Origin of the sequence: Ralstonia psammae (assembly GCF_958405935.1) — a bacterium.
Taxonomy (GTDB): domain Bacteria; phylum Pseudomonadota; class Gammaproteobacteria; order Burkholderiales; family Burkholderiaceae; genus Ralstonia; species Ralstonia psammae.
Genome location: NZ_CATZBU010000009.1, coordinates 75,510 through 96,291, shown reverse-complemented (window position 1 = coordinate 96,291; position 20,782 = coordinate 75,510). Strand labels below are relative to the sequence as shown.

The 20,782-nt window shown below is 65.3% G+C and carries 20 protein-coding genes; 11 read left to right on the top strand and 9 right to left on the bottom strand.

All coding sequences use genetic code 11. The features are described 5' to 3' along the window. Positions 1-60 precede the first annotated feature (60 nt). From mprA to R2N16_RS17720, 4 genes are all read right to left on the bottom strand, one after another. Entirely contained in the window at positions 61-1,707 is a 1,647-nt protein-coding gene (gene mprA / locus R2N16_RS17735; protein WP_316667109.1) for an MprA protease, GlyGly-CTERM protein-sorting domain-containing form, read from the bottom strand. Between the two features lie 262 nt (positions 1,708-1,969). Beyond that, positions 1,970-2,434, bottom strand: a complete 465-nt coding sequence (locus R2N16_RS17730) for a hypothetical protein (protein ID WP_316667108.1) — start codon at positions 2,432-2,434, stop codon at positions 1,970-1,972. 93 nt (positions 2,435-2,527) lie between these two features. Next, entirely contained in the window at positions 2,528-4,234 is a 1,707-nt protein-coding gene (gene recN, locus R2N16_RS17725; RefSeq protein WP_316667107.1) for a DNA repair protein RecN, read from the bottom strand. A 10-nt stretch (positions 4,235-4,244) separates the two neighbouring features. Next, positions 4,245-5,183 carry an NAD kinase gene (locus tag R2N16_RS17720; protein WP_316667105.1) on the bottom strand — a complete coding sequence of 313 codons (939 nt, stop codon included), beginning with the start codon at positions 5,181-5,183 and terminating at the stop codon, positions 4,245-4,247. A 111-nt stretch (positions 5,184-5,294) separates the two neighbouring features. On the opposite strand from R2N16_RS17720, the gene hrcA reads away from it, so the two are divergent. Next, positions 5,295-6,353, top strand: a complete 1,059-nt coding sequence (gene hrcA / locus R2N16_RS17715; protein WP_316667103.1) for a heat-inducible transcriptional repressor HrcA — start codon at positions 5,295-5,297, stop codon at positions 6,351-6,353. A gap of 40 nt (positions 6,354-6,393) precedes the next feature. On the opposite strand, the gene R2N16_RS17710 is transcribed toward hrcA, so the two are convergent. Further along, positions 6,394-6,741, bottom strand: coding sequence for a carboxymuconolactone decarboxylase family protein (locus R2N16_RS17710; protein WP_316667102.1), 348 nt, complete (start codon positions 6,739-6,741; stop codon positions 6,394-6,396). Positions 6,742-6,876: 135 nt separating this feature from the next. Continuing rightward, positions 6,877-7,590, bottom strand: coding sequence for a histidine utilization transcriptional repressor HutC (gene hutC, locus R2N16_RS17705; RefSeq protein ID WP_316667100.1), 714 nt, complete (start codon positions 7,588-7,590; stop codon positions 6,877-6,879). A gap of 154 nt (positions 7,591-7,744) precedes the next feature. Between hutC and hutU the strand changes: the two genes are divergently transcribed. From hutU to R2N16_RS17675, 6 genes are read left to right on the top strand one after another with little or no spacing between them, the layout of a single operon-like run. After that, on the top strand, positions 7,745-9,463 hold the full coding sequence (gene hutU, locus R2N16_RS17700; RefSeq protein ID WP_316667099.1) for a urocanate hydratase: 1,719 nt from the start codon (positions 7,745-7,747) through the stop codon (positions 9,461-9,463). 27 nt (positions 9,464-9,490) lie between these two features. Next, the gene (hutH, locus tag R2N16_RS17695; protein WP_316667098.1) at positions 9,491-11,047 is read left to right on the top strand and encodes a histidine ammonia-lyase; all 1,557 of its coding nucleotides are present in this window, start codon (positions 9,491-9,493) and stop codon (positions 11,045-11,047) included. Between the two features lie 2 nt (positions 11,048-11,049). Further along, entirely contained in the window at positions 11,050-12,027 is a 978-nt protein-coding gene (hutG, locus tag R2N16_RS17690; protein ID WP_316667097.1) for a formimidoylglutamase, read from the top strand. Beyond that, positions 12,020-13,255, top strand: coding sequence for an imidazolonepropionase (gene hutI, locus R2N16_RS17685; protein ID WP_316667095.1), 1,236 nt, complete (start codon positions 12,020-12,022; stop codon positions 13,253-13,255). Before hutG ends, hutI begins: the two co-directional genes overlap by 8 nt. Before the next feature lie 57 nt (positions 13,256-13,312). Further along, complete coding sequence (gene hemH / locus R2N16_RS17680; protein ID WP_316667094.1) at positions 13,313-14,428, top strand: ferrochelatase; 1,116 nt, start codon at positions 13,313-13,315, stop codon at positions 14,426-14,428. Next, the gene (locus R2N16_RS17675; RefSeq protein WP_316667092.1) at positions 14,425-14,823 is read left to right on the top strand and encodes an RNA-binding S4 domain-containing protein; all 399 of its coding nucleotides are present in this window, start codon (positions 14,425-14,427) and stop codon (positions 14,821-14,823) included. The genes hemH and R2N16_RS17675 overlap by 4 nt, the downstream gene beginning before the upstream one ends. 21 nt (positions 14,824-14,844) lie before the next feature. On the opposite strand, the gene R2N16_RS17670 is transcribed toward R2N16_RS17675, so the two are convergent. Both R2N16_RS17670 and R2N16_RS17665 read right to left on the bottom strand, forming a co-directional pair. Beyond that, positions 14,845-15,039 (bottom strand): hypothetical protein, encoded by a 195-nt coding sequence (locus R2N16_RS17670; RefSeq protein ID WP_316667090.1) that lies wholly within the window; start codon positions 15,037-15,039, stop codon positions 14,845-14,847. An 11-nt stretch (positions 15,040-15,050) separates the two neighbouring features. Further along, the gene (locus R2N16_RS17665; protein WP_316667089.1) at positions 15,051-15,269 is read right to left on the bottom strand and encodes a hypothetical protein; all 219 of its coding nucleotides are present in this window, start codon (positions 15,267-15,269) and stop codon (positions 15,051-15,053) included. A 32-nt stretch (positions 15,270-15,301) separates the two neighbouring features. Between R2N16_RS17665 and grpE the strand changes: the two genes are divergently transcribed. The 3 genes from grpE (at position 15,302) to rnk (ending at position 17,126) form a co-directional block, all read left to right on the top strand. Continuing rightward, complete coding sequence (gene grpE / locus R2N16_RS17660; RefSeq protein WP_316667087.1) at positions 15,302-15,949, top strand: nucleotide exchange factor GrpE; 648 nt, start codon at positions 15,302-15,304, stop codon at positions 15,947-15,949. A gap of 12 nt (positions 15,950-15,961) precedes the next feature. Continuing rightward, on the top strand, positions 15,962-16,387 hold the full coding sequence (locus R2N16_RS17655; RefSeq protein WP_316667085.1) for a thioredoxin family protein: 426 nt from the start codon (positions 15,962-15,964) through the stop codon (positions 16,385-16,387). Positions 16,388-16,718: 331 nt separating this feature from the next. Next, on the top strand, positions 16,719-17,126 hold the full coding sequence (gene rnk / locus R2N16_RS17650; RefSeq protein ID WP_316667084.1) for a nucleoside diphosphate kinase regulator: 408 nt from the start codon (positions 16,719-16,721) through the stop codon (positions 17,124-17,126). Positions 17,127-17,138: 12 nt separating this feature from the next. Here the strand turns inward: rnk and R2N16_RS17645 are convergent, their stop codons facing one another. Next, entirely contained in the window at positions 17,139-18,434 is a 1,296-nt protein-coding gene (locus R2N16_RS17645; RefSeq protein ID WP_316667083.1) for a phospholipase A, read from the bottom strand. A 264-nt stretch (positions 18,435-18,698) separates the two neighbouring features. Between R2N16_RS17645 and dnaK the strand changes: the two genes are divergently transcribed. After that, positions 18,699-20,651, top strand: coding sequence for a molecular chaperone DnaK (dnaK, locus tag R2N16_RS17640; RefSeq protein WP_316667082.1), 1,953 nt, complete (start codon positions 18,699-18,701; stop codon positions 20,649-20,651). Positions 20,652-20,782 lie beyond the last annotated feature (131 nt).

Here is a 20,782-nt window from a genome sequence, read left to right as displayed (position 1 = left end):
GCTGGCGCAAATGAAAACCGCCTCCACATGGGAGGCGGTCTTGTTCAAGCCAAAGGCAACTCAATGCGGCAATGCGCGCTTGCGTCGGCATGCGAGCCCCAGCGCCAGCAGCACGGCTGCGCCGGCCAGCGGCACGGCACCACCGCCCCCGCCACCACCGCCGCTGCTGGTACTGCCCGTCGATCCGCCAGACCCCGTCGTGCCACTGCCCGTGCCGGCCGGGGCCGTGTTCTGGGCATAACTGACGGCACCGGCGGTATCCAGCAGGCCCGCGCCGCAGATACCGGTGTTCACGGCGCAAAACGTGCCGCTCGGATGCGGGCGCGCGGTCTGCTTCAGGCCAGCCAATACCTGCGCGTTCGACAACTGTGGTTGCACGCTCAGCATCAGCGCGATGGTGCCGGCTGTTTCCGGCGTCGAGAAGCTCGTACCTGCCACCGACTTGACCGTGGGGTTGCCGACGCTCTGCGTGCCGTCGTTGGAGTCGGCCCGGATAACGGAAACGGGTTCAGCACAAGTCGCCGGACTTGTACTCGTAACGACCTTCGAGTTGCCGCAGCCACCCCCGGGCGCGGACAGCGCCACCTGCGGCCCCACGTTCGCGTAGCTGGCATTCTCGCCGCTGTCGACGTGTGCGGTGACGGCGATGGCGCCTGTGCAATTGGCCGGCGCGTCAACGGTCTGCGCGGCTTCATTGCCGGCGGCCGCCACCACGATGGCGCCGCGTGCGGCCAGTTGGTTCACCGCATCCTGTTCTGCCGCAGAGCACTGCGTTGTGCTGCCCAGGCTCACGTTCACCACACGCGCCGGGTTGGCGTTGGTCGGCACGCCGGATACATTGATGCCGCCCGCCCACAACATGCCGTCTACCGTGTCGGACAGCAACGCGCCGCATTTGCCCGACACGCGTACCGGCACGATGGGCGTGTTCCAGCCGACCCCTGCGATATCGACCGCATTGTTTGTCTGGGCGGCGAGCACGCTGCTGACCTCGGTGCCATGCCAGCTGCTATTGGCGATGTCGCTGCTGGTGCAGCCCGAAATGTTTGCTACATCCGTGCTCGTTACGCCATCGCCCAGGTCATGCGCGTCCGTTCCACGGCCGAAGGAGTTACCCGCACGCGCCGGGTCCGAGATGAAGTTGTATCCCGGCAGGATCTTGCCCGACAGATCGGGGTGATCGGTGTAGCCGGTATCGACCACCGCCACCACGATGTTCGCCGAGCCCTGCGTGATGCTCCACGCCGAGGCCGCGTTGATGCCGCCCGGCACCAGCGCCGGCGCGGCCAGGTTGTTCTGCGTGGCGAACAGCGGATCGTTCGGAATGGTGTTGGGCCGCAGGATGCGATCAGGCACCACATAGGCGACGCGGGCGTCCTGCGCGATCTTGTCCACGGTAGCCTGGATGCTGGCGGCATCGGTCAGGCCGGTGTGCATGAGTTGCGCGTTGGTGCCCAGCGTGCGCTTGACCTGCAGCGTGCTGCCCGCCGCTTGCGCCACCGACAGCAAGCGGTTGCTTGCCTCGCTGGCCGAGAGCGTCTTGCGTGTGCCGCTCGTGTCGTCGCGCCATTTGATGATCAGGTCACCAGTGTATTGCGGCTGCGGCGTGGCAGCTGCGGCGGCTTGGCTGCCCATCACCCAGGCAAGGCAGGCAAGGCCGGCGCCTGCGCGGAGCCAAGACTTCAACCGGAAGAGGGAGGGGGTCATCAGCGCGTGCTCCGTGGTGTCTTGTTGTAATGAGAAACGTCGTCAGGATGTGATCGTTGACAGACCGTTACACAGAACCAAAGGTAGCACGCGACTCGCCCGCCTGATGTGGTGGTGCAGGAAGATCACGTTTGCGAACGGAAAAGCCGCTCTGTGCGCTGCAGCCGAAGCAGCATACGGGCTTGGCGAGGGTAGGTGGCGCCCGAAACCGGACGCCAGACGGCACCCCATCCTTCACAGTGTGGAGTGGTGTTGCGGTCTTTCAGCGTTGGATCTTCATGACGCGATCCGGATCGGCCGAAGCGATGCCCGGGGTGCCGCGCAACGCTGCCACCGCGCCTTCCAGCGTGGCCGATGCATCGCCCGAGCTGGCGCGCACCACCCAGAATCCACCCGACATCGGCCGAACCACCGCGAAGGCCAGGCGCGGCGTCGCGCGGGCGCCTGCAGCATCCAGCACGCCTTGCACGGTGGCGGATGACGTGGTCGGCGTGCTCAGGCCGATGATGACGTCGCCCAGACTGTGCGCAGCCGACACGGACGCCGGCGGCTGGGTGTTGGACGAGGCTGGGTCCATGGCAGGCGGCTTGCCCGGATCAATGGCCGGCACGGACTTGCACGCGGCCAGCAGGCACAGGCCGAGGGCCACCGCCAGCGAAGGCTTGGCGGACGACAGCAGGGATCGGGGGCGGGCAGCCGATTGCGCAATGCGGGCCATGCGGGCCATGAGGTTCTCCTTGGATTCGGTAGGGGGTGTCTGTGGCGCGTGCAGCCGGAACCTTCGTGCCAACCATGGCAGCAATGGTTCCGGTATAGGCGATCACTGTGCCACGCGGCGGGATTTCCGCGCCGAGGATTCCGGTGCCGATTGCGCGCGGCCCGCGGCGAGCATCTCGTCCGCATGGCGGCGCGTGGTGTCGGTGAGCGACGCGCCGCCCAGCATGCGGGCAATCTCATCAACGCGGCCCGTGGCGTCCAGCACCACGAGGTCGGACCGCGTGCTGCCGGCCACCGTCTGCTTGGCGACCTGAATGTGGTGATTGGCGAGCGCGGCCACTTGCGGCAGGTGAGTGACGCACAACACCTGGCGGCGCATGCCGAGTTCTCGCAGGCGTCGGCCCACGACTTCTGCCACCGCACCGCCGATGCCGGAGTCCACTTCGTCGAAGATGAGCGTGGGGGTCGGGCTCGCCTCGCTGGCAATCACCGAGATGGCCAGGCTGATCCGCGCCAGCTCGCCGCCCGAGGCGACTTTCGCCAAAGGCCGCGGCGATACCCCCGCATGCCCGGCGACGAGGAATTCGACTTGCTCCAGCCCCGCTGCGCTGCCGTGTTCCAACGCGTGCAGCGCGATGTCGAAGCGCCCGCCGGCCATCGAGAGGCCTTGCATGGCACCGGTCACAGCGTCGGCCAGCTCGCGCGCGGCCTTGGCGCGGGCGCGCGACAGCGCTTGCGCGACCGTCATGTAGGCGGCGTGGGTTTGCGCTTCCTGCGCCTGCAGCGCATCAAGGTCGGATGCGGCTTGCAGTGCCGCCAATTGCGCCTGGCGTTCAGCCAGTTCGGCAGGCAGCGTTTCGGGGGCCACGCGGTATTTGCGCGCCATGGTGTGCAGCGCCTGCATGCGCGCGTCGACTTCTGCCAGCCGGTCCGGGTCCAGCTCTGCGCGATCGGCGTAGCGGGCGAGCGTGTGCACGGCTTCCTGGATCTGCACCTCGGCCGGCTCCAGCGCGGCCAGCACATCGGCCAGCGCGGGGTCGATCTCGGCCAGTTCACGCAGCGTATGGAGCGTCGCGCCCAGTTGCGTGAGCACCGCGCCTTCCGACTCGGACAGGCCATCCAGCGCCGCGCGCGTGCCCTCGATCAGGCTGGCCGCGTGCGACAGCCGGTGGTGCTCGGCCTGTACCTCTTCCCACTCGCCAGGCTGCGGGCCAAGCTTCTGCAATTCGTTGACCTGCCATTCGATGCGCTCGCGTTCGAGCTGGGCTTCGCGCGATTGCTGCTCGGCGGCTTCGCGCAGCCGCACCACGGCGTGCCATTCCCGGTAGTGTTCGCCGACCACGCGCACGGCACCTTCCAGGCCGGCGTGGGCGTCGAGCAGGCTGCGCTGCGCATCCGTCTTGAGCAGCAATTGATGTGCGTGCTGGCCGTGGATGTCGACCAGCTGCTCGCCCACTTCGCGCAGTTGCGCCAGCGTGACGGCCGCGCCGTTGATGAAGGCTTTGCTGCGGCCGGCCGCATCGACGGTGCGGCGCAGCAGGATCACGCCCTCGTCGTCGTGCAGCTCGTGCGCCTCGAGCCATGCGGACACATGCGGATGCACGTCGAACTCGGCGGTGATGTCGGCGCGCGGCGCGCCTTCACGGACGACGGCGGCATCGGCGCGCTCGCCCAGCGTGAGTGCGAGTGCATCGATCAGGATGGATTTGCCCGCGCCGGTCTCGCCCGTGAACACGGTAAAACCGTCGGCCAGATCGAGATCCAGCGCATGAACGATGACGAAATCGCGGATGGTGAGGCTGCGCAGCATGGAAGAGGTGTTAGAGCCGGTTATCTTCGGTCGGGTACTCGTGCCAGTGCAGCTTCTTGCGCAGCGTGGCGTAGTAGTTGTAGCCGATCGGGTGCAGCAGCTGCACCGTGCGCTCCGAGCGGCGCACCACGATGCGGTCGCCGGGGAGCAAGGACGTGAGCGACTGCATATCGAAGTTGACGCTGGCATCGCGCCCGCTGGTGACCTGGATGACCACCTCCGCGTCTTGCGGAATGACGATCGGCCGGTTCGACAGCGCGTGCGGCGCGATGGGCACCAGCACCAGACCCGAAAGCGCCGGATGCAGGATCGGCCCGCCGGCGGACAGCGCATACGCCGTCGAGCCCGTGGGCGTGGAAACGATCAGGCCGTCCGAACGCTGGTTGTACATGAAGAAGCCGTCGACCGACACGGCCAGTTCCACCATGCCCGAGGTGCCCGAGCGGTTGACCACCACGTCGTTGAAGGCGAGGGCTGAGAAGATGACCTCGTCGTCGCGCACGACCTGGGCCTGCAGCAGCGTGCGGATTTCGGCTTCGTAGCGGCCCGACAACATGTCGGGCAGCACGGTGTGCACGTCGTCGAACGGGATGTCGGTCATGAAGCCGAGCCGCCCGTGGTTGACGCCGATCACAGGGACGCCGGCGCCTGCCAGGTGGCGCCCGATGCCGAGCAGCGTGCCGTCGCCGCCGAGCACGACGGCCACATCGGCGTGGCGCGCCATCTCTTCGGGCGGCAAGGCAGGGTAATCCTGTACGCCGATGTTGAGCGCCGTTTCGCGCTCGAACACAATGTCATGCCCGCGCGCGGCAATGCACGACGCCAGTTCCATGAGCGGGCCGGCGATGTTGGCGGCCGAATACCGGCCGACCAGCGCAACGGTCTTGAAAGGCGAGACAGGCGAGGCGGCGGGAGCTTGCGGGGCCACGGCGGACGGGGGAGTCGACATGCGCGCATTACACCATATCGATATGACCGTCGCCACGTCAGCGCATGTTTAGTGGAGAAACGCCGACATCACCCGTAGATTGGCGCCGATTTTGCGTAAAATTGAAGAATCATGGACAAGCGCGCCACCATCCTCCTCAAGACCTTGATCGAACGGTATATCGCCGAGGGGCAGCCCGTGGGCTCACGCACCTTGTCGAAGTATTCGGGGCTCGATCTGTCGCCGGCCACCATCCGCAATGTGATGTCCGACCTGGAGGAGATGGGCTTCATCGCCAGCCCGCACACCTCAGCCGGGCGCGTGCCGACGCCGCGCGGCTACCGTCTCTTTGTCGATACGATGCTGACGGCCAGCCCGCTGGATGTGCTGAGCACGCAGGACCGCATGGCGCAGCAGATGGTGGGCGCGATTGCCGAGCAGGTGCGCTCGCAACTGGCGTCGCATGGTTCGGAATCGTCGCAGCGGGTGATTGCCGCGGCGGCACAAACCTTGTCCAACCTCTCGCAGTTTGCCGGCATCGTGATGACGCCGCGTCGCACGCATGCGTTCCGGCAGATCGAATTCTTGCGGCTGTCGGAGTCCCGCATCCTGCTGATCGTCGTCACGCCCGAGGGCGACGTGCAGAACCGCATCATCCATACCGATACGCCTTACAGCCCGTCGCAACTGGTGGAAGCGGCCAACTACATCAACGCGCACTACGGCGGTCAGACGTTCGACGCCGTGCGTGAAAGCCTGCGCGGCGAGTTGTCTGCGCTGCAGGCCGACATGACCGCGCTGATGCAGGCGGCCGTGGAGGCGGGCAGCAGTGCTGCGTCGGAAGAAGAACCGGTCGTCATCTCGGGCGAGCGCAAGTTGCTGGATGTGGAGGATCTCTCGTCGTCCATGGATAAGCTGCGCCGGCTCTTTGCCGTGTTCGAGCAGAAGACCGGCCTGCTGCAACTGCTTGACGTATCGAGCCGTGCCGAGGGCGTGCAGATTTTCATCGGCGGCGAAAGCAGCCTCGTGCCACACGAAGACATGGCGGTCATCACCGCGCCGTACGAGGTGGACGGCAAGATCGTCGGCACGCTGGGCGTGATCGGGCCGATGCGCATGGCGTATGAGCGCGTGATTCCGATTGTGGATATCACGGCCAAGCTGCTGTCCAGCACGCTCAGCCAGTATTGAGGCAACGCGGCTGCAGCGGGCAGAGCGGCCCGCCAATATCTCAGGCTGAAAATTCCTCAAATGCCGCGAGCGCATGCGTGGCGTACATCATCGAAGGTCCGCCTCCCATATAGACGGCTGTTCCCAACACGTCTTCCAGTTCGGCACGGGTTGTGCCGAGTTTGACCAGCGCCTGGACATGGAAGCCGATGCAGTCGTCGCAGCGGCTGGCGATGGCGATCCCCAGCGCCACCAGTTCTCGTGTCTTCTTGCTCAGCGCACTGTCTTTTGTGCCGGCTGTCGCAAGTTGGCTGAATGCGGTCATCAATTCCGGTTGCGAAGCGCGCAGGCTGCGCATTTGCGCAGACACATCTTTGACCACGATTTTGAATTCGGGCATGCCGCTCATGACAGTGCTCTCCTGGGCTGGGCGTCGAGTGTGGGAGTGCAGGTCGGGCGTATCAGCGCAAGCGGCCGCGTGCATCCCTTGGAGCATTTTCGTCCGCACGCAGGAGCGAGGTCATGATGTAGCGCAACGACGCGCTTAGAAACTGCCCGTGAACTGATACCGCCCGCCCGGGTGCCACATGGTCGCCACCGAGGCGACCTGGCCCTGCGATAGCGTCTTTCGGCGCAGCATCAGGCAGGGCTCGCGCACGTCCATGTGCAGCATCTCTGCGATCTCGCGCGGCGGCAGGCGCGCCTCGATGCCGTAATCCACGCCCTGCAACGGAGCGGCACGCATGAGGTACGCGTTTGGGGTGGTCTGCGTGAAATCCTGTTCCATGTAGTCGGGCGCCAGCGCGGCATTCACCCAACGGTCTTCCACCTGGATCGGCAGGTCGTTTTCGAAATGCACGATCAGTGAATGGAAGAGCACGCGGCCCGCCGGCACGCCAAACGAAGCCGCCATCGCTTCGTTGGCGCGGGCGCGTTCCAGCTTGTGCAGCTCGGCACGATGCTGATGGCCGCGCGCAGCAATTTCTTCGGCGATGTTGCGGATCGCCACCAGCGTTGCCTGGTACTTCTGCTGCGCGACGAACGTCCCCAGCCCCTGCACGCGCGTGAGGATCTGCTCGGCGGTCAGCTCGCGCAGCGCGCGGTTGACCGTCATGCGCGACACGCCAAAGGTCTGCGCGAGCGTCGTCTCCCCCGGAATCATTTCACCCTCCTGCCATTCGCCGCTGCGGATGCGCGCGAGGATGTCTTCCTTGATGCGCTGGAAAGCGGGGGTGCTTGGGGAGGAGTCGTGTGACATGAGCGTGGCTTGCGGTGCGGTTTTGGTAGCCGATGTGATGCGCGGATGGCGGTCATCATCAGGGTTTGTTCTTAGCTTGTAAAGTTTTCTTGCCTAAGTTGTATATACAACATAAGATGCGCTCCAGGACAAAGGAGTTCGCAGGAGACCTCACATGAATGCCCCGACCAACGCCGCCCACCTGACCAACGATCCGCGCTATGACGCCTCGCGCGAAATCCGCGCCCCGCGCGGTACCGAGCTGCACTGCAAGAGCTGGCTGACCGAAGCGGCTTACCGCATGCTGCAGAACAACCTCGACCCGGATGTGGCCGAGAACCCCAAGCACCTCGTCGTCTACGGCGGCATTGGCCGGGCCGCACGCGACTGGGCCTGCTTCGACAAGATCCTGGAAACGCTGCGCGAGCTGAACGATGACGAATCGCTGCTGGTGCAGTCGGGCAAGCCGGTCGGCGTGTTCAAGACGCACCCGGATGCGCCGCGTGTGCTGATCGCCAACTCGAACCTCGTGCCCAAGTGGGCGAACTGGGAACACTTCAACGAGCTGGATCGCAAGGGCCTGTTCATGTACGGCCAGATGACTGCGGGCAGCTGGATCTACATCGGTAGCCAGGGCATCGTTCAGGGCACCTACGAGACGTTTGCCGAAGCCGGCCGCCAGCATTACGACGGCAAGCTGGCCGGTCGCTGGATCCTGACGGCGGGCCTGGGCGGTATGGGCGGCGCACAGCCGCTGGCCGCCACGCTGGCCGGCGCCGTGTCGCTGAACATCGAGTGCCAGCAATCGAGCATCGACTTCCGCCTGCGTACGCGGTACCTCGACAAGCAGGCCAAGGACATCGACGATGCATTCAACCTGATTCGCCACCATTGCGAGCGCGGCGAGGCAGTGTCCATCGGCCTGCTCGGCAATGCGGCGGAAATCTTGCCGGAGCTGGTCAAGCGTGCCCGCGCCGGTGGCCTGAAGCCGGATCTGGTGACCGACCAGACCTCGGCGCATGATCTGGTCAACGGCTACCTGCCGGTCGGCTGGACGGTCGAGCAATGGCGTGCTGCGCAACGCGATCCGTCGCAGCACGCCCGCCTGACCGACGAGGCTGCCAAGTCGTGCGCCGTGCACGTGCAAGCGATGCTCGACTTCCAAGCCATGGGCATCCCGACCGTCGACTACGGCAACAACATCCGTCAGGTGGCGTTCGACCAGGGCGTGAAGAATGCCTTCGACTTCCCGGGCTTCGTGCCGGCCTACATCCGTCCGCTGTTCTGCGAGGGCAAGGGCCCATTCCGCTGGGTGGCGCTGTCCGGCGATCCGGAAGACATCTACAAGACCGACGCCAAGATCAAGGAACTCTTTCCGCACAACACGCATGTGCATCGCTGGCTCGACATGGCGCGTGAGCGCATCGCATTCCAGGGGCTGCCCGCGCGTATCTGCTGGCTGGGCCTGGGCGAGCGTCACCTGGCTGGGCTGGCCTTCAACGAGATGGTCAAGAACGGCGAACTGAAGGCGCCGATCGTGATCGGCCGCGATCACCTCGACACGGGCTCCGTCGCGAGCCCCAACCGCGAAACCGAAGCCATGCGCGATGGCACCGACGCCGTGTCGGACTGGCCGCTGCTCAACGCGCTGCTGAACACTGCCGGTGGCGCGACGTGGGTGTCGCTGCACCATGGCGGCGGCGTCGGTATGGGCTATTCGCAGCACTCGGGCGTGGTGATCGTCGCTGACGGCACGGACGCCGCGGCCAAGCGTCTTGGTCGTGTGCTGGTCAACGATTCGGGCTCCGGCGTCATGCGCCACGCCGATGCCGGCTACGAGACTGCCATCGCCTGCGCCAAGCGCAATGGCCTGAAGCTGCCGATGATCGGCTAAGTTAAAGACTCAGACGTACGGATTCCTATGAACACCATGACCACGCCCCCCATCCTCACGCTGCAACCCGGCGAGATGACCTTTGACGACCTGCGCCGCGTGTGGCTCGCCCCCACGCCTGTCGCACTGTCCGGTGACTGCGCGGCCGCGATCGAAGCTTCTGCGGCCACCGTGCAGGCGATCGTCGCCAAGGGCGCGCCGGCCTACGGCATCAACACCGGGTTCGGCCTGCTGGCCAAAACGCAAATCGCCACGCACGAGCTGGAGCGCCTGCAACGCAATCTGATCCTGTCGCACGCCGTCGGCACGGGCGAAGACCTGAACGACAGCGTGGCGCGCCTCGTGTTGCTGATGAAAGCGGCCAGCCTCGCACGCGGATACTCGGGCGTGCGCCGGGTCGTGATCGACACGCTACTGGCGCTGCTGAACGCCGGCATCGTGCCGTGCATTCCATCGAAGGGTTCGGTGGGCGCATCGGGCGATCTGGCACCGCTGGCGCACATGACGCTGGCCCTGCTGGGCGAGGGCGATGTGCGGGTGAATGGCGTACGCACTCCGGCACGTGCAGCACTGGCTGCCGCCGGTATCGAGCCGATTGCGCTGGCGGCCAAGGAAGGCCTGGCGCTCATCAACGGCACGCAGGTGTCGACCGCGCTGGCGCTCAACGGCCTGTTCCTGGCCGAGCGCTTGCTGCAAGCCGCCACCGTTGCCGGAGCGTTGTCGGTGGATGCCGCCAAGGGCAGCGATGCGCCGTTCGACCCGCGCGTGCACACCGTGCGTGGCCAGCCAGGGCAGATCGCCACCGCTGCGGTGTACCGCAACCTGCTGGCGGGCAGCGCCATCCGCCAGTCGCACCTCGTGGGCGACAAGCGCGTGCAAGACCCGTACAGCCTGCGCTGCCAGCCGCAAGTCATGGGCGCGTGCTTCGACCTGATCCGTCAGGCCGGCGCCACGTTGCTCACCGAAGCCAACGCGGTGACCGACAACCCGCTGGTCTACGCCGACGCCGGTGAAGTGATCTCGGGCGGTAACTTCCACGCCGAGCCGGTGGCGTTTGCCGCCGACATGCTCGCGTTGGCGATTGCCGAGATCGGCGCGCTGTCCGAGCGCCGCATCGCGCTGCTGATCGACTCCACGCTGTCGGGCCTGCCGCCGTTCCTGGTCGAGCAGCCGGGGCTGAACTCCGGCTTCATGATCGCGCACGTCACTGCCGCCGCGCTGGCCTCGGAAAACAAGACGTTCGCCCACCCGGCCAGCGTCGACAGCCTGCCGACCTCCGCCAACCAGGAAGACCACGTCAGCATGGCGACCTTCGCGGGTCGCCGTCTGCAGGACATGGCAGAGAACACCGCCACCATCGTCGGCATTGAAGCACTGGCGGCAGCGCAGGGCATCGACTTCCACAAGCCGCTGGCGACGTCCGACACGCTGCAGCATGCACATGGTTGCATCCGCACGCGCGTGGCGTACTACGGTGAAGACCGCCTGTTCGCCCCCGACATCGAAGCCGCCCGCCGCCTTGTGCTCGACGGCAGCCTCGGCGATTCGTGCCGCGCCCATGTCAGCGCACTCTCGCTCGGTTGACCATGCTCGCCCAAGCTGAACCGAACGTCTGGCAAGGCCGCGTCGACGCGGAAGAGGGCCCGCTGGGCTTGCGTTGGCACCAGACCGTGCGCCGCATCGATGCATCGACGCCGTTGGCCAACACCGTCGCGTTGGCGGGTTTCGCGTGCGATGCAGGTGTCGCGCGCAACCATGGGCGAACCGGTGCGCAGGCGGGGCCGGCCGCCATCCGCAAGATGCTCGCCAACTTGCCGGCGCGTGCCGGCCGGGTGGTCGTTGACGCGGGCGATGTGACCTGCCATGGCGACGCGCTGGAAGATGCGCAGGGCGCGTTGTCTGGTGTGCTGCACGATCTGCTCGACCGCGGTGCGTTTCCGATCGCGCTCGGCGGCGGGCATGAGATCGCATGGGCATCGTTCGGTGGCTTGGCGCGGCATCTGGCGGCGAAATCCGATCAGCCGCCGCGTATCGGCATTCTCAACCTGGATGCGCATTTCGATTTGCGCGCGGGCGAACGCGGCAGCTCCGGCACACCCTTTCGCCAGATCGCCGAAGAGTGCGCGCGGCGCGGCTGGCCGTTCCACTACGCGTGCCTGGGCGTGAGCACCTACGCCAATACCGAAGCGCTGTTCGCGCGTGCGCGTCAGCTCGGCGTGCGCTGGATGCACGACGATGAAATGGACGTCACGCAGCTCGCCCACGTCCTGAAGGTGGTTGAGGTGTTCTTGAGCCAGGTGGACCACGTCTATTTGACAATGTGCCTGGACGTGCTCCCGGCCGGCGTTGCCCCGGGCGTGAGTGCACCGTCCGCGCGCGGCGTGGCAATGGACGTGATCGAGCCCATCGTCGATCACGTGGTCAGTTCGGGCAAGCTGCGGCTGGCGGATGTGGCGGAGTTGAACCCGTCGCTCGACATTGATCATCACACGGCCCGTGTCGCGGCCCGCCTGGTGGCACGGGTGGCAGACGGCATTGGCCTGCAAGGAACCGCACATGGCTGATCCGGCCAACCCGCACTGGGATGCGCTCTGGACCAACGTCCACCTCGCTACCCTCACCGCCGATGCCGACGGCTACGGCGAGATCCGCGACGGTGCCATCGCCGTCAAGGACGGCCGCATTGCATGGCTTGGCTACCGTGCCGATCTGCCCGCCAATGCCCGCGCCACACGCGAGCACGATGGCGGCGGCACGTGGCTCACACCCGGCCTGATCGATTGCCATACGCACCTCGTCTACGCAGGCAACCGCAGCAATGAATTCGAAGCGCGCCTGAACGGCGTGCCTTATGAAGAGATCGCGCGCGCGGGCGGCGGCATCCTGTCCACCGTGCGCGCCACGCGGGCGGCCAGCGAAGGCGCTTTGGCCGAAGCCAGCCTGCCACGCCTGAACGCGCTGCGCGCCGAAGGCGTCACCACCGTCGAAATCAAATCCGGCTACGGCCTCGATCTGGAAACCGAGCGCCGCATGCTGCGTGTCGCACGCCGCTTGGGCCAGTCGTTGCCGGTGCGGGTGCGCACAACGTTCCTCGGCGCGCACGCCGTGCCGCCAGAATTCGCCAGCCGCGCCGATGACTACATCGATTACCTCTGCGTCGACGTGCTGCCCGCACTGGCTGCAGAAGGTCTGGTCGATGCTGTTGACGCCTTCTGCGAAACCATCGGCTTCACGCCCGCACAAACGGCGCGCATGTTCGACGCCGCGCAGCGCCTGGGGCTGCCGGTCAAGCTGCATGCCGAGCAGCTCTCCGATCAAGGCGGCGCGGCATTGGTCGCGCGCTACGGCGGCCTTTCTGCCGATCACCTCGAATGCCTGACCGAGGCTGGCATTGCAGCCATGGCTCAGGCTGGCACGGTGGCCGTGCTGCTGCCTGGCGCGTTCTACTGCCTGCGCGAAACACGCCTGCCGCCGATGGCCGCCCTGCGTGCCGCCGGTGTGCCGATGGCCGTATCGACCGACTGCAACCCCGGCACGTCGCCCTTGTCGTCGATGCTGCTGGCGATGAACATGGCATGCACGCTGTTCCGCTTGACGCCGCTGGAAGCGCTGACCGGCGCTACGCGTCACGCCGCCGCTGCGCTGGGTCTGTCGGGCACGTGCGGTGTGCTTGCCCCGGGTTGCGCGGCCGACTTCGCGCTCTGGCGCATCGATCGGCCGGCCGATCTGGCTTATGCGATGGGGCTCAACCCGTGTGCTGGTGTGGTTAAGGATGGCACCGTGGTGGCGTAAGGAACGCGCGATGACTCGGCTCGTATAATCGGCCGGGTCTATCGCGAACCTGCGCCCATGTCCTTCTTGCCCGAACCCCTGTTCCAGCACGGCCAGCCCGATCGCACAGCGATCCTGCTCGTCAATCTCGGCACACCCGACGGCACATCGCCGCGCGAGGTGGGCCGCTACCTGCGTCAGTTTCTGTCTGACCCACGCGTGGTGGAGATTCCGCGCGCCGCGTGGTGGTTCATCCTCAACGTGCTGATCCTGCCGCTGCGCTCGCGGGCGTCGGCGCACAAGTACGAAAGCATCTGGCTACGCGAGGCCAACATGACGGGTTCGCCGCTGCTCGTCTACAGCGAGCGCCAGGCGCATGCGCTGCAGCAGTTGCTGAACGCTCAGGGCCACGACGTGGTGGTCGCCTGCGCGATGCGTTATGGCAATCCGTCGATCCCGTCGGTCATGCAGGCGCTGCGCAAGCAGAGCGTCGAGCGCATTCTCGTGTTGCCGATGTATCCGCAGTATTCCGGCACCACCACCGCGACGGCCTTCGATGAGGTCTTCCGCGTGCTGGGCGAAATGCGCAATCAGCCGGAGTTGCGACTGGTCAAGCATTTCCACGATGACCCCGCTTACATCAATGCGCTGCACCAGCAGGTGGGCGCGTATTGGGCGCAGCACGGTGCGCCCGACTTTGCGCATGGCGACAAACTGCTGCTGTCGTTCCATGGCGTGCCGCGACGTACGCTGGAGTTGGGCGATCCGTATCACTGCGAATGCCTGAAGACAGGCCGCTTGCTGGGCGAAGCGCTCGGCCTGCAGCCGGGGCAGTACCTGGTCACGTTCCAGTCGCGCTTTGGCCGCGCCGAATGGCTGCAGCCATATACCGCGCCCACCCTGGAAGAGCTTGGCCGGGTCGGCACCAATCGCGTCGACGTGTTCTGCCCGGGCTTCCCGGCCGATTGCCTGGAGACGCTGGAAGAGATCGCCATGGAAGGGCAGTCCACCTTCCGTGTCGCCGGCGGCAAGGACTTTCATTACATCCCGTGCCTGAACGACAGCGAAGCGTGGATCGCCGGCATTGCCGACATTGCGCTGGCGCATCTGCAGGGCTGGCCGCTTACGCTCGCGCATCCGCATGTGCTGGAAGCCAGCCGCACACGAGCGCAGAGCAAGGGTGCCGCCGCATGAAAGTGAGCACCGACGCCGCCGAGCGCGTGCGCATCGACAAATGGCTGTGGGCGGCGCGCTTCTTCAAGACGCGTTCGCAGGCCACCGATGCGGTGGAGCGCGGTCGCGTGCAGATCAACGATCAGCCGGTTCGCCCCGCGAAGGACGTCAAAATTGGCGACCACGTGCGAGTGCACGCGCATGAACAACAGTGGGAAGTGGAAGTATTGGCGCTCGCAGAAGTGCGCGGCCCCGCCTCGATCGCGCAAACACTCTACGCCGAGACGGACACCAGTCGCTTAAAACGCGAAGAGAGCGCAGACAGACGCCGGCTGTATCGAGAACCCGCCACACAGATTGCGGGCCGGCCGACCAAGCGAGACCGGCGACGCATCGACAAACTCGGCGGAGAATGAAGCATGCCGCGCGAGTGTGTGCTAACTTGATACGCTCAAGCCGCGCGCCATCTGCTGCATCTGCGCAGGCTTGATGATGTAGTGCTTGAAGAAGGCCTTGCCGCTACCGTACTCCGTATAACGCGGCGTGACGGCGCCAGACAGGCAAATGAACGTTGTGGCTGCGGTCAGGGTCAACAGCAGCAGCACGGTCAGAACGGGCAGCTTGTTATGCATGGTACGAACCCTCAAAGAAGCTCGCGCCCCCCAGTATTTTCTTGCATCATAGGCGGCCAATTGGGGCGCCGCAATTGCTGTGCCGTTGCAGTCTGATGAAAGTTGTAACCCCATATTTCGTGATGCACGGCGCACAGTTGCTGCGCATCCGGCGCCCTTGAAAAGCGCGCCAACTGCCCCATAACGGGGACAAATCGTTTGTAAACATCCAGCGGATCGTCTTCAGGCATATGCCGTGCGTCGATCCTCTTTATCCAGCGCTATGAAACACACTCCGGACACCCCCTCGAACTCGGACATGCCAGCGGACACCCAAGCCACCCAGCCGAACCCATCGGCGACGGGCCAGGCGGCCCACGCCTATTCGAGCCAGGCGCAGCGCGCGAGCGCCGACGCCCAGGCTGTCGCCGGTGACGAAGCCGCTGTGGCAGAAGCCGTGGCCGACATGGATGTCGCTGAACTGCGCCGTCAACTGGAAGCCGCTGAAGAAAAGGCACGCCAGAATTACGAAAACTGGGCGCGCGCCACGGCCGAAGGCGAGAACATCCGCCGCCGTGGTCAGGACGATGTGGCTAAGGCCCACAAGTTCGCCATCGAAGGCTTTGCCGAATACCTGCTGCCTGTGATGGACAGCCTGCAGGCCGCCTTGGCTGACACGTCGGGCGACGCCACCAAGCTGCGTGAGGGCGTTGAACTCACGCTCAAGCAGCTCTACGCCGCGTTCGAAAAGGGCCGTGTGACCGAGCTGAACCCGGTGGGTGAAAAGTTCGATCCGCATCGCCATCAAGCCATCTCGATGGTGCCCGCTGATCAAGAAGCCAACACCGTGGTGACAGTGCTCCAGCGCGGCTACACGCTGGCCGATCGCGTGCTGCGCCCGGCCCTCGTGACGGTGGCGGCGCCCAAGTAAGCCCCGCGCCCCATGATCCGGAACACAGCGACTTCGCACGACGCCCAAGGCACGATCCCGGTCGACAAGACCGCGTTCGCGGCGTTCGGCATGCGCGAGGTGAACACCGAGACCTTCGACGCGGCCATTGCGGCAGCGGGCGATGTACTGGTGTGTGTGTTCTTCTGGGGCGTCGATTGCTTCAACTGCGAGATGGCCAAAAAGGCCATGCTCGCGCAACCGGCTGCCGTGCGTGAGCTTGAGCTGAAGTGGCTACATGCCGACGTCTATGCGCACCCGGCGCTGGGCCAGCGCTTTGGTCTGCACGGTATTCCGGTATTCATGTTCTTCCATCGTGGCAAGAAGCTCGGCCGGGCAACCGGCTGGCATGGCCACGCGCAGTTTGCCGCCGCCGTTGCCAATGCGCGCAACAAGCTGGCCGGCAAGCCGCTCGTCTGAAGCGGCATCCATCATGACGTCAATGTCGATGGCCGCGGCCTTCCATCTCGTTTCGCCTTCCCGCGCCGTGCGCTCCAAGCGTGTGGCGCGCCCCGTGCCGCGCGCCGCCCAGGCGATGACCGCGGCCCTTGCGGCCGCCCGGCGGTTGTCCTAGTGCCCTTGCGGCACGTTGCCGCCGGGCTCTCTCTACTCCCACCAGAAGTTTCAGTTTCGTATCACCGCCGGCCGGCCTGTGCGCCCGCTGGTTTTCTTGCCGCTGCGTTGCATTGGCCCGAGAGGCTATCGGCAGCGGCTTTGCGTAATGTTGAACATAGACCTGTAGGAGATTGTCATGTCCAAAGCAGCCGCCATCTATTTGACCGAGCTGGACCTCACCCGCCTGGAAAACGCCGCCGCCCGCGCTGGCAGCAATTCACCGCTGGCCGATCTGGTCGACGACCTCATTGCCCGTGCCAACGTGGTGCCGGGCAACAAGATTCCCGCCGACGTGGTGACCATGAACTCGGTCGTGTGCGTGGTGGATGACGCCGGTGCCGAGCAGGAGTGGACGCTCGTCTACCCGGACGAGGCCAACGTGACGTCGGCCAAGCTGTCGGTGCTCTCACCGATGGGCGCTGCGCTGCTGGGTGCGCGGGCGGGCAAATCGGTCAAATACTCGGCGCCCAATGGTACCGAGCGTTCCTTGCGCATCGATCGCGTTGCTTTCCAGCCCGAGGCCAGCGGCCAGCACACCCTTTAAGCCGGCTGCGTCCTATCGCGAGAGGCTGTACCCGACGCGCAATTGCGAGCCCAGCTTGTGGTTGTAGTCGAGCAGGCTCTCGCCGTAGCCGGTGAAATACTGGATGAACAGGTAGCCGGCCGTGCCGGTGAAGATCCTGCTCATTGGATACGTCAGTTGCGCGTCGACGCTGCCGTAGGCCTTGCGCGTGCCTTTGCGCAGCGTGGCGGCCAATTCCCAGCCGTTGGGCGCGCCGTACGACACGCGAAAATCCCCAAAACCACGGTAGTGCGCGATGTCGGTGTTGCCGGTGCGCGTGAGGTACGCGTACAGCTTGGGCTCGAACTTCCAGTGGTAGTCGCTCAGGTCACCGAAGTGGAACGTTGGGCGGACGAACACGGTGTTGATGGCGCGTGAGGCGTCGCCGTCGCGGCCGTTCGATTCGTGCTCGATGCCGCCAGCGAACGATAGCCGCGTGAGGGCGCCGCCATGTATGCCCGTATCGGGGCGGTAATAGAACACGCTCGGCCGGTAGTTCGTATCGCGGAACGGCGCCGATTCCTTGCCCACATCCCACAGCGAGAACTGCGTATAGCCGAAGTACACGTTATCCAGCGGCGCTGCCGATGCCGGGTTCTCCGGCTGAAAGATCCGAAATTTGAAGCTCAACTGGAACTTGGCGTTCAGGCCCCCGTGTGCGCCCACGGCGGCGAACATGGGTTCGTGGAACGTCAGGCGCGCGGTTTCTTCGGGCGGGCGGGATGCCTCGCCGCTGCCCGCCACTGCCACGGGAATGGGCGGTGTCGTGGTTGCGTCGGCGGCGGGGGCACTCGGGTTGGCGCCCAGCGCGCCTCCGGGGCGGGTGGCTTCGGCGGCGGCGTTGCGGGCGGCCCCGGTGGGAGCGCCGTCCGCGGCAATCTGCGGGGCGTCCGCGCCGCGCACGAGCGTCACCAGAACCGGCGCCGCATCCAGATCCGGCACATCGATCCGGACCGTACCGCGCAGCACCTCGGGCAGCGTGCCAGTGTAGGCGACAGTGCGGACCTGGCCTGGGCGCAAGTGCAGGGTTTCGGCGCCGGCGCTATGTCGATCGAGCATCACTTCCACCGAGCCCTGCAGATCCGCGCTGGCTGTGACGCGCAGTCTGGCGGGCACGGCATAGCTGCGCTGGGCGGCATCGCCCGAAATGACGAGGGTCAGCGTGAAGGGCTCGTTGGCATTGACGCGGCGGGCGGGCTGGAGGAGCGCAACGGCGGCGTCGGCGGAGGGCACGGCGCATGCGGCAAGGAGGGCCGCGCCAAGAATGGATCGAAGAGGGTGCAAACGCATGGGCGCAAAAGCCGGGTTGGCGTCCGGCGAGTGGCAATGCGCGCAAGGGTACCACCCACACCTTTTGTGCCCGATTTGCGGCTCCGGGCGTGCAAAGCGCGCGTTTTTGCCCGGGAGCGCACGTTTTCGGGTGCTTTCCCAAGAAAAACCGGCCAAAATGCTCAACTTTTCAAAATTCGGCCTTGAAAAGCCGGACGGCACTCCCACATCCGATCCAAGTTTGTATTCAGTGCAGTCCTGACACCAGATTCGAGGAGCAAGAACATGGGCAAAATCATCGGTATCGACCTTGGTACCACCAACAGCTGCGTCTCCATCATGGAGGGCAACACCCCCAAGGTGATCGAGAACGCAGAAGGCGCTCGCACCACCCCGTCGATCATCGCCTACATGGAAGACGGCGAAATCCTGGTCGGTGCCCCGGCCAAGCGCCAGGCCGTGACCAACCCCAAGAACACGCTGTACGCCGTCAAGCGCCTGATCGGCCGCAAGTTTGAAGAGAAAGAAGTCCAGAAGGACATCGGGCTGATGCCGTATTCCATCGTCAAGGCCGACAATGGCGACGCCTGGGTGGAAGTGCGCGGCCAGAAGCTGGCACCGCCGCAAATTTCGGCTGAAACCCTGCGCAAGATGAAGAAAACCGCCGAGGACTACCTGGGCGAGGAAGTGACCGAAGCCGTGATCACGGTGCCGGCGTACTTCAACGATTCGCAGCGCCAAGCCACCAAGGATGCCGGCCGCATTGCCGGTCTGGACGTCAAGCGCATCATCAACGAGCCGACTGCGGCTGCGCTGGCATTCGGCCTGGACAAGAACGAGAAGGGCGACCGAAAGATCGCCGTGTATGACCTGGGCGGCGGTACGTTCGACATCTCGATCATCGAGATTGCCGACGTGGACGGCGAGAAGCAGTTCGAAGTGCTGTCGACCAACGGCGATACGTTCCTGGGCGGTGAAGACTTCGACCAGCGCATCATCGATTACATCATCGGCGAGTTCAAGAAGGAGCAGGGCGTTGACCTCTCCAAGGACGTGCTCGCGCTGCAACGCCTGAAGGAAGCCGCTGAAAAGGCCAAGATCGAGCTGTCGAGCACGCAACAGACCGAAATCAACCTGCCGTACATCACGGCCGATGCCTCGGGCCCGAAGCACTTGAACCTGAAGATCACGCGCGCCAAGCTCGAAGCGCTGGTCGAAGACCTGATTGCCCGTACGATCGATCCGTGCCGCACGGCCATCAAGGATGCAGGCGTGAAGGTGTCGGACATCCATGACGTGATCCTGGTCGGCGGCATGACGCGTATGCCGAAGGTGCAGGAGAAGGTGAAGGAGTTCTTCGGCAAGGAAGCGCGCAAGGACGTGAACCCGGACGAGGCCGTTGCCGTGGGCGCCGCCATCCAGGGTCAGGTGCTCGGCGGTGACCGTACCGACGTGCTGCTGCTGGACGTGACGCCGCTGTCGCTGGGCATCGAAACGCTGGGTGGCGTGATGACCAAGATGATTGGCAAGAACACGACCATCCCGACCAAGTTCTCGCAGACCTTCTCGACCGCCGACGACAACCAGCCGGCCGTGACGATCAAGGTTTACCAGGGCGAGCGCGAGATGGCCTCCGGCAACAAGATGCTGGGCGAATTCAACCTCGAGGGCATTCCGCCGGCACCGCGCGGCACGCCGCAGATTGAAGTGTCGTTCGACATCGACGCCAACGGCATCCTGCACGTGGGCGCCAAGGACAAGGCGACCGGCAAGGAAAACAAGATCACGATCAAGGCAAGCTCCGGCCTGTCGGAAGCCGAGATCGAGCGCATGGTGAAGGACGCCGAGGCCAACGCCGAGGAAGACAAGAAGCTGCGCGAACTGGTCGACTCCCGTAACCAGGGTGAAGCGCTGGTGCACTCGACCAAGAAGGCCCTGGGCGAGTACGGCGACAAGCTGGAAGCTGGCGAGAAGGACAAGATCGAAGCCGCGATCAAGGAACTTGAAGAGACCCTGAAGGGGACCGACAAGGCCGCGATCGACGCCAAGACCGAAGCGCTGGCAACCGCCTCGCAGAAGCTGGGCGAGAAGGTCTATGCCGACATGCAAGCCAAGGGTGAGGCCGGTGGTGCTGAACAAGCCGCCGGTGCCCAGGCAGGCGCGCAAGCCGGACAAGGTGCCCCGCACGACGATAACGTCGTCGACGCCGAGTTCAAGGAAGTGAACGACAAGAAGTAAGCCAGATCGTCCGCCAGGCGGACGTGAGGGTACGCCGGGCAGTGGTCATCGGGTTGTGCGGGACGCACCTGATGTCACGCTCGGCTTTTTTGCTATTCGATACGCAGTAAAAACAGGCGACGACTGAAGCC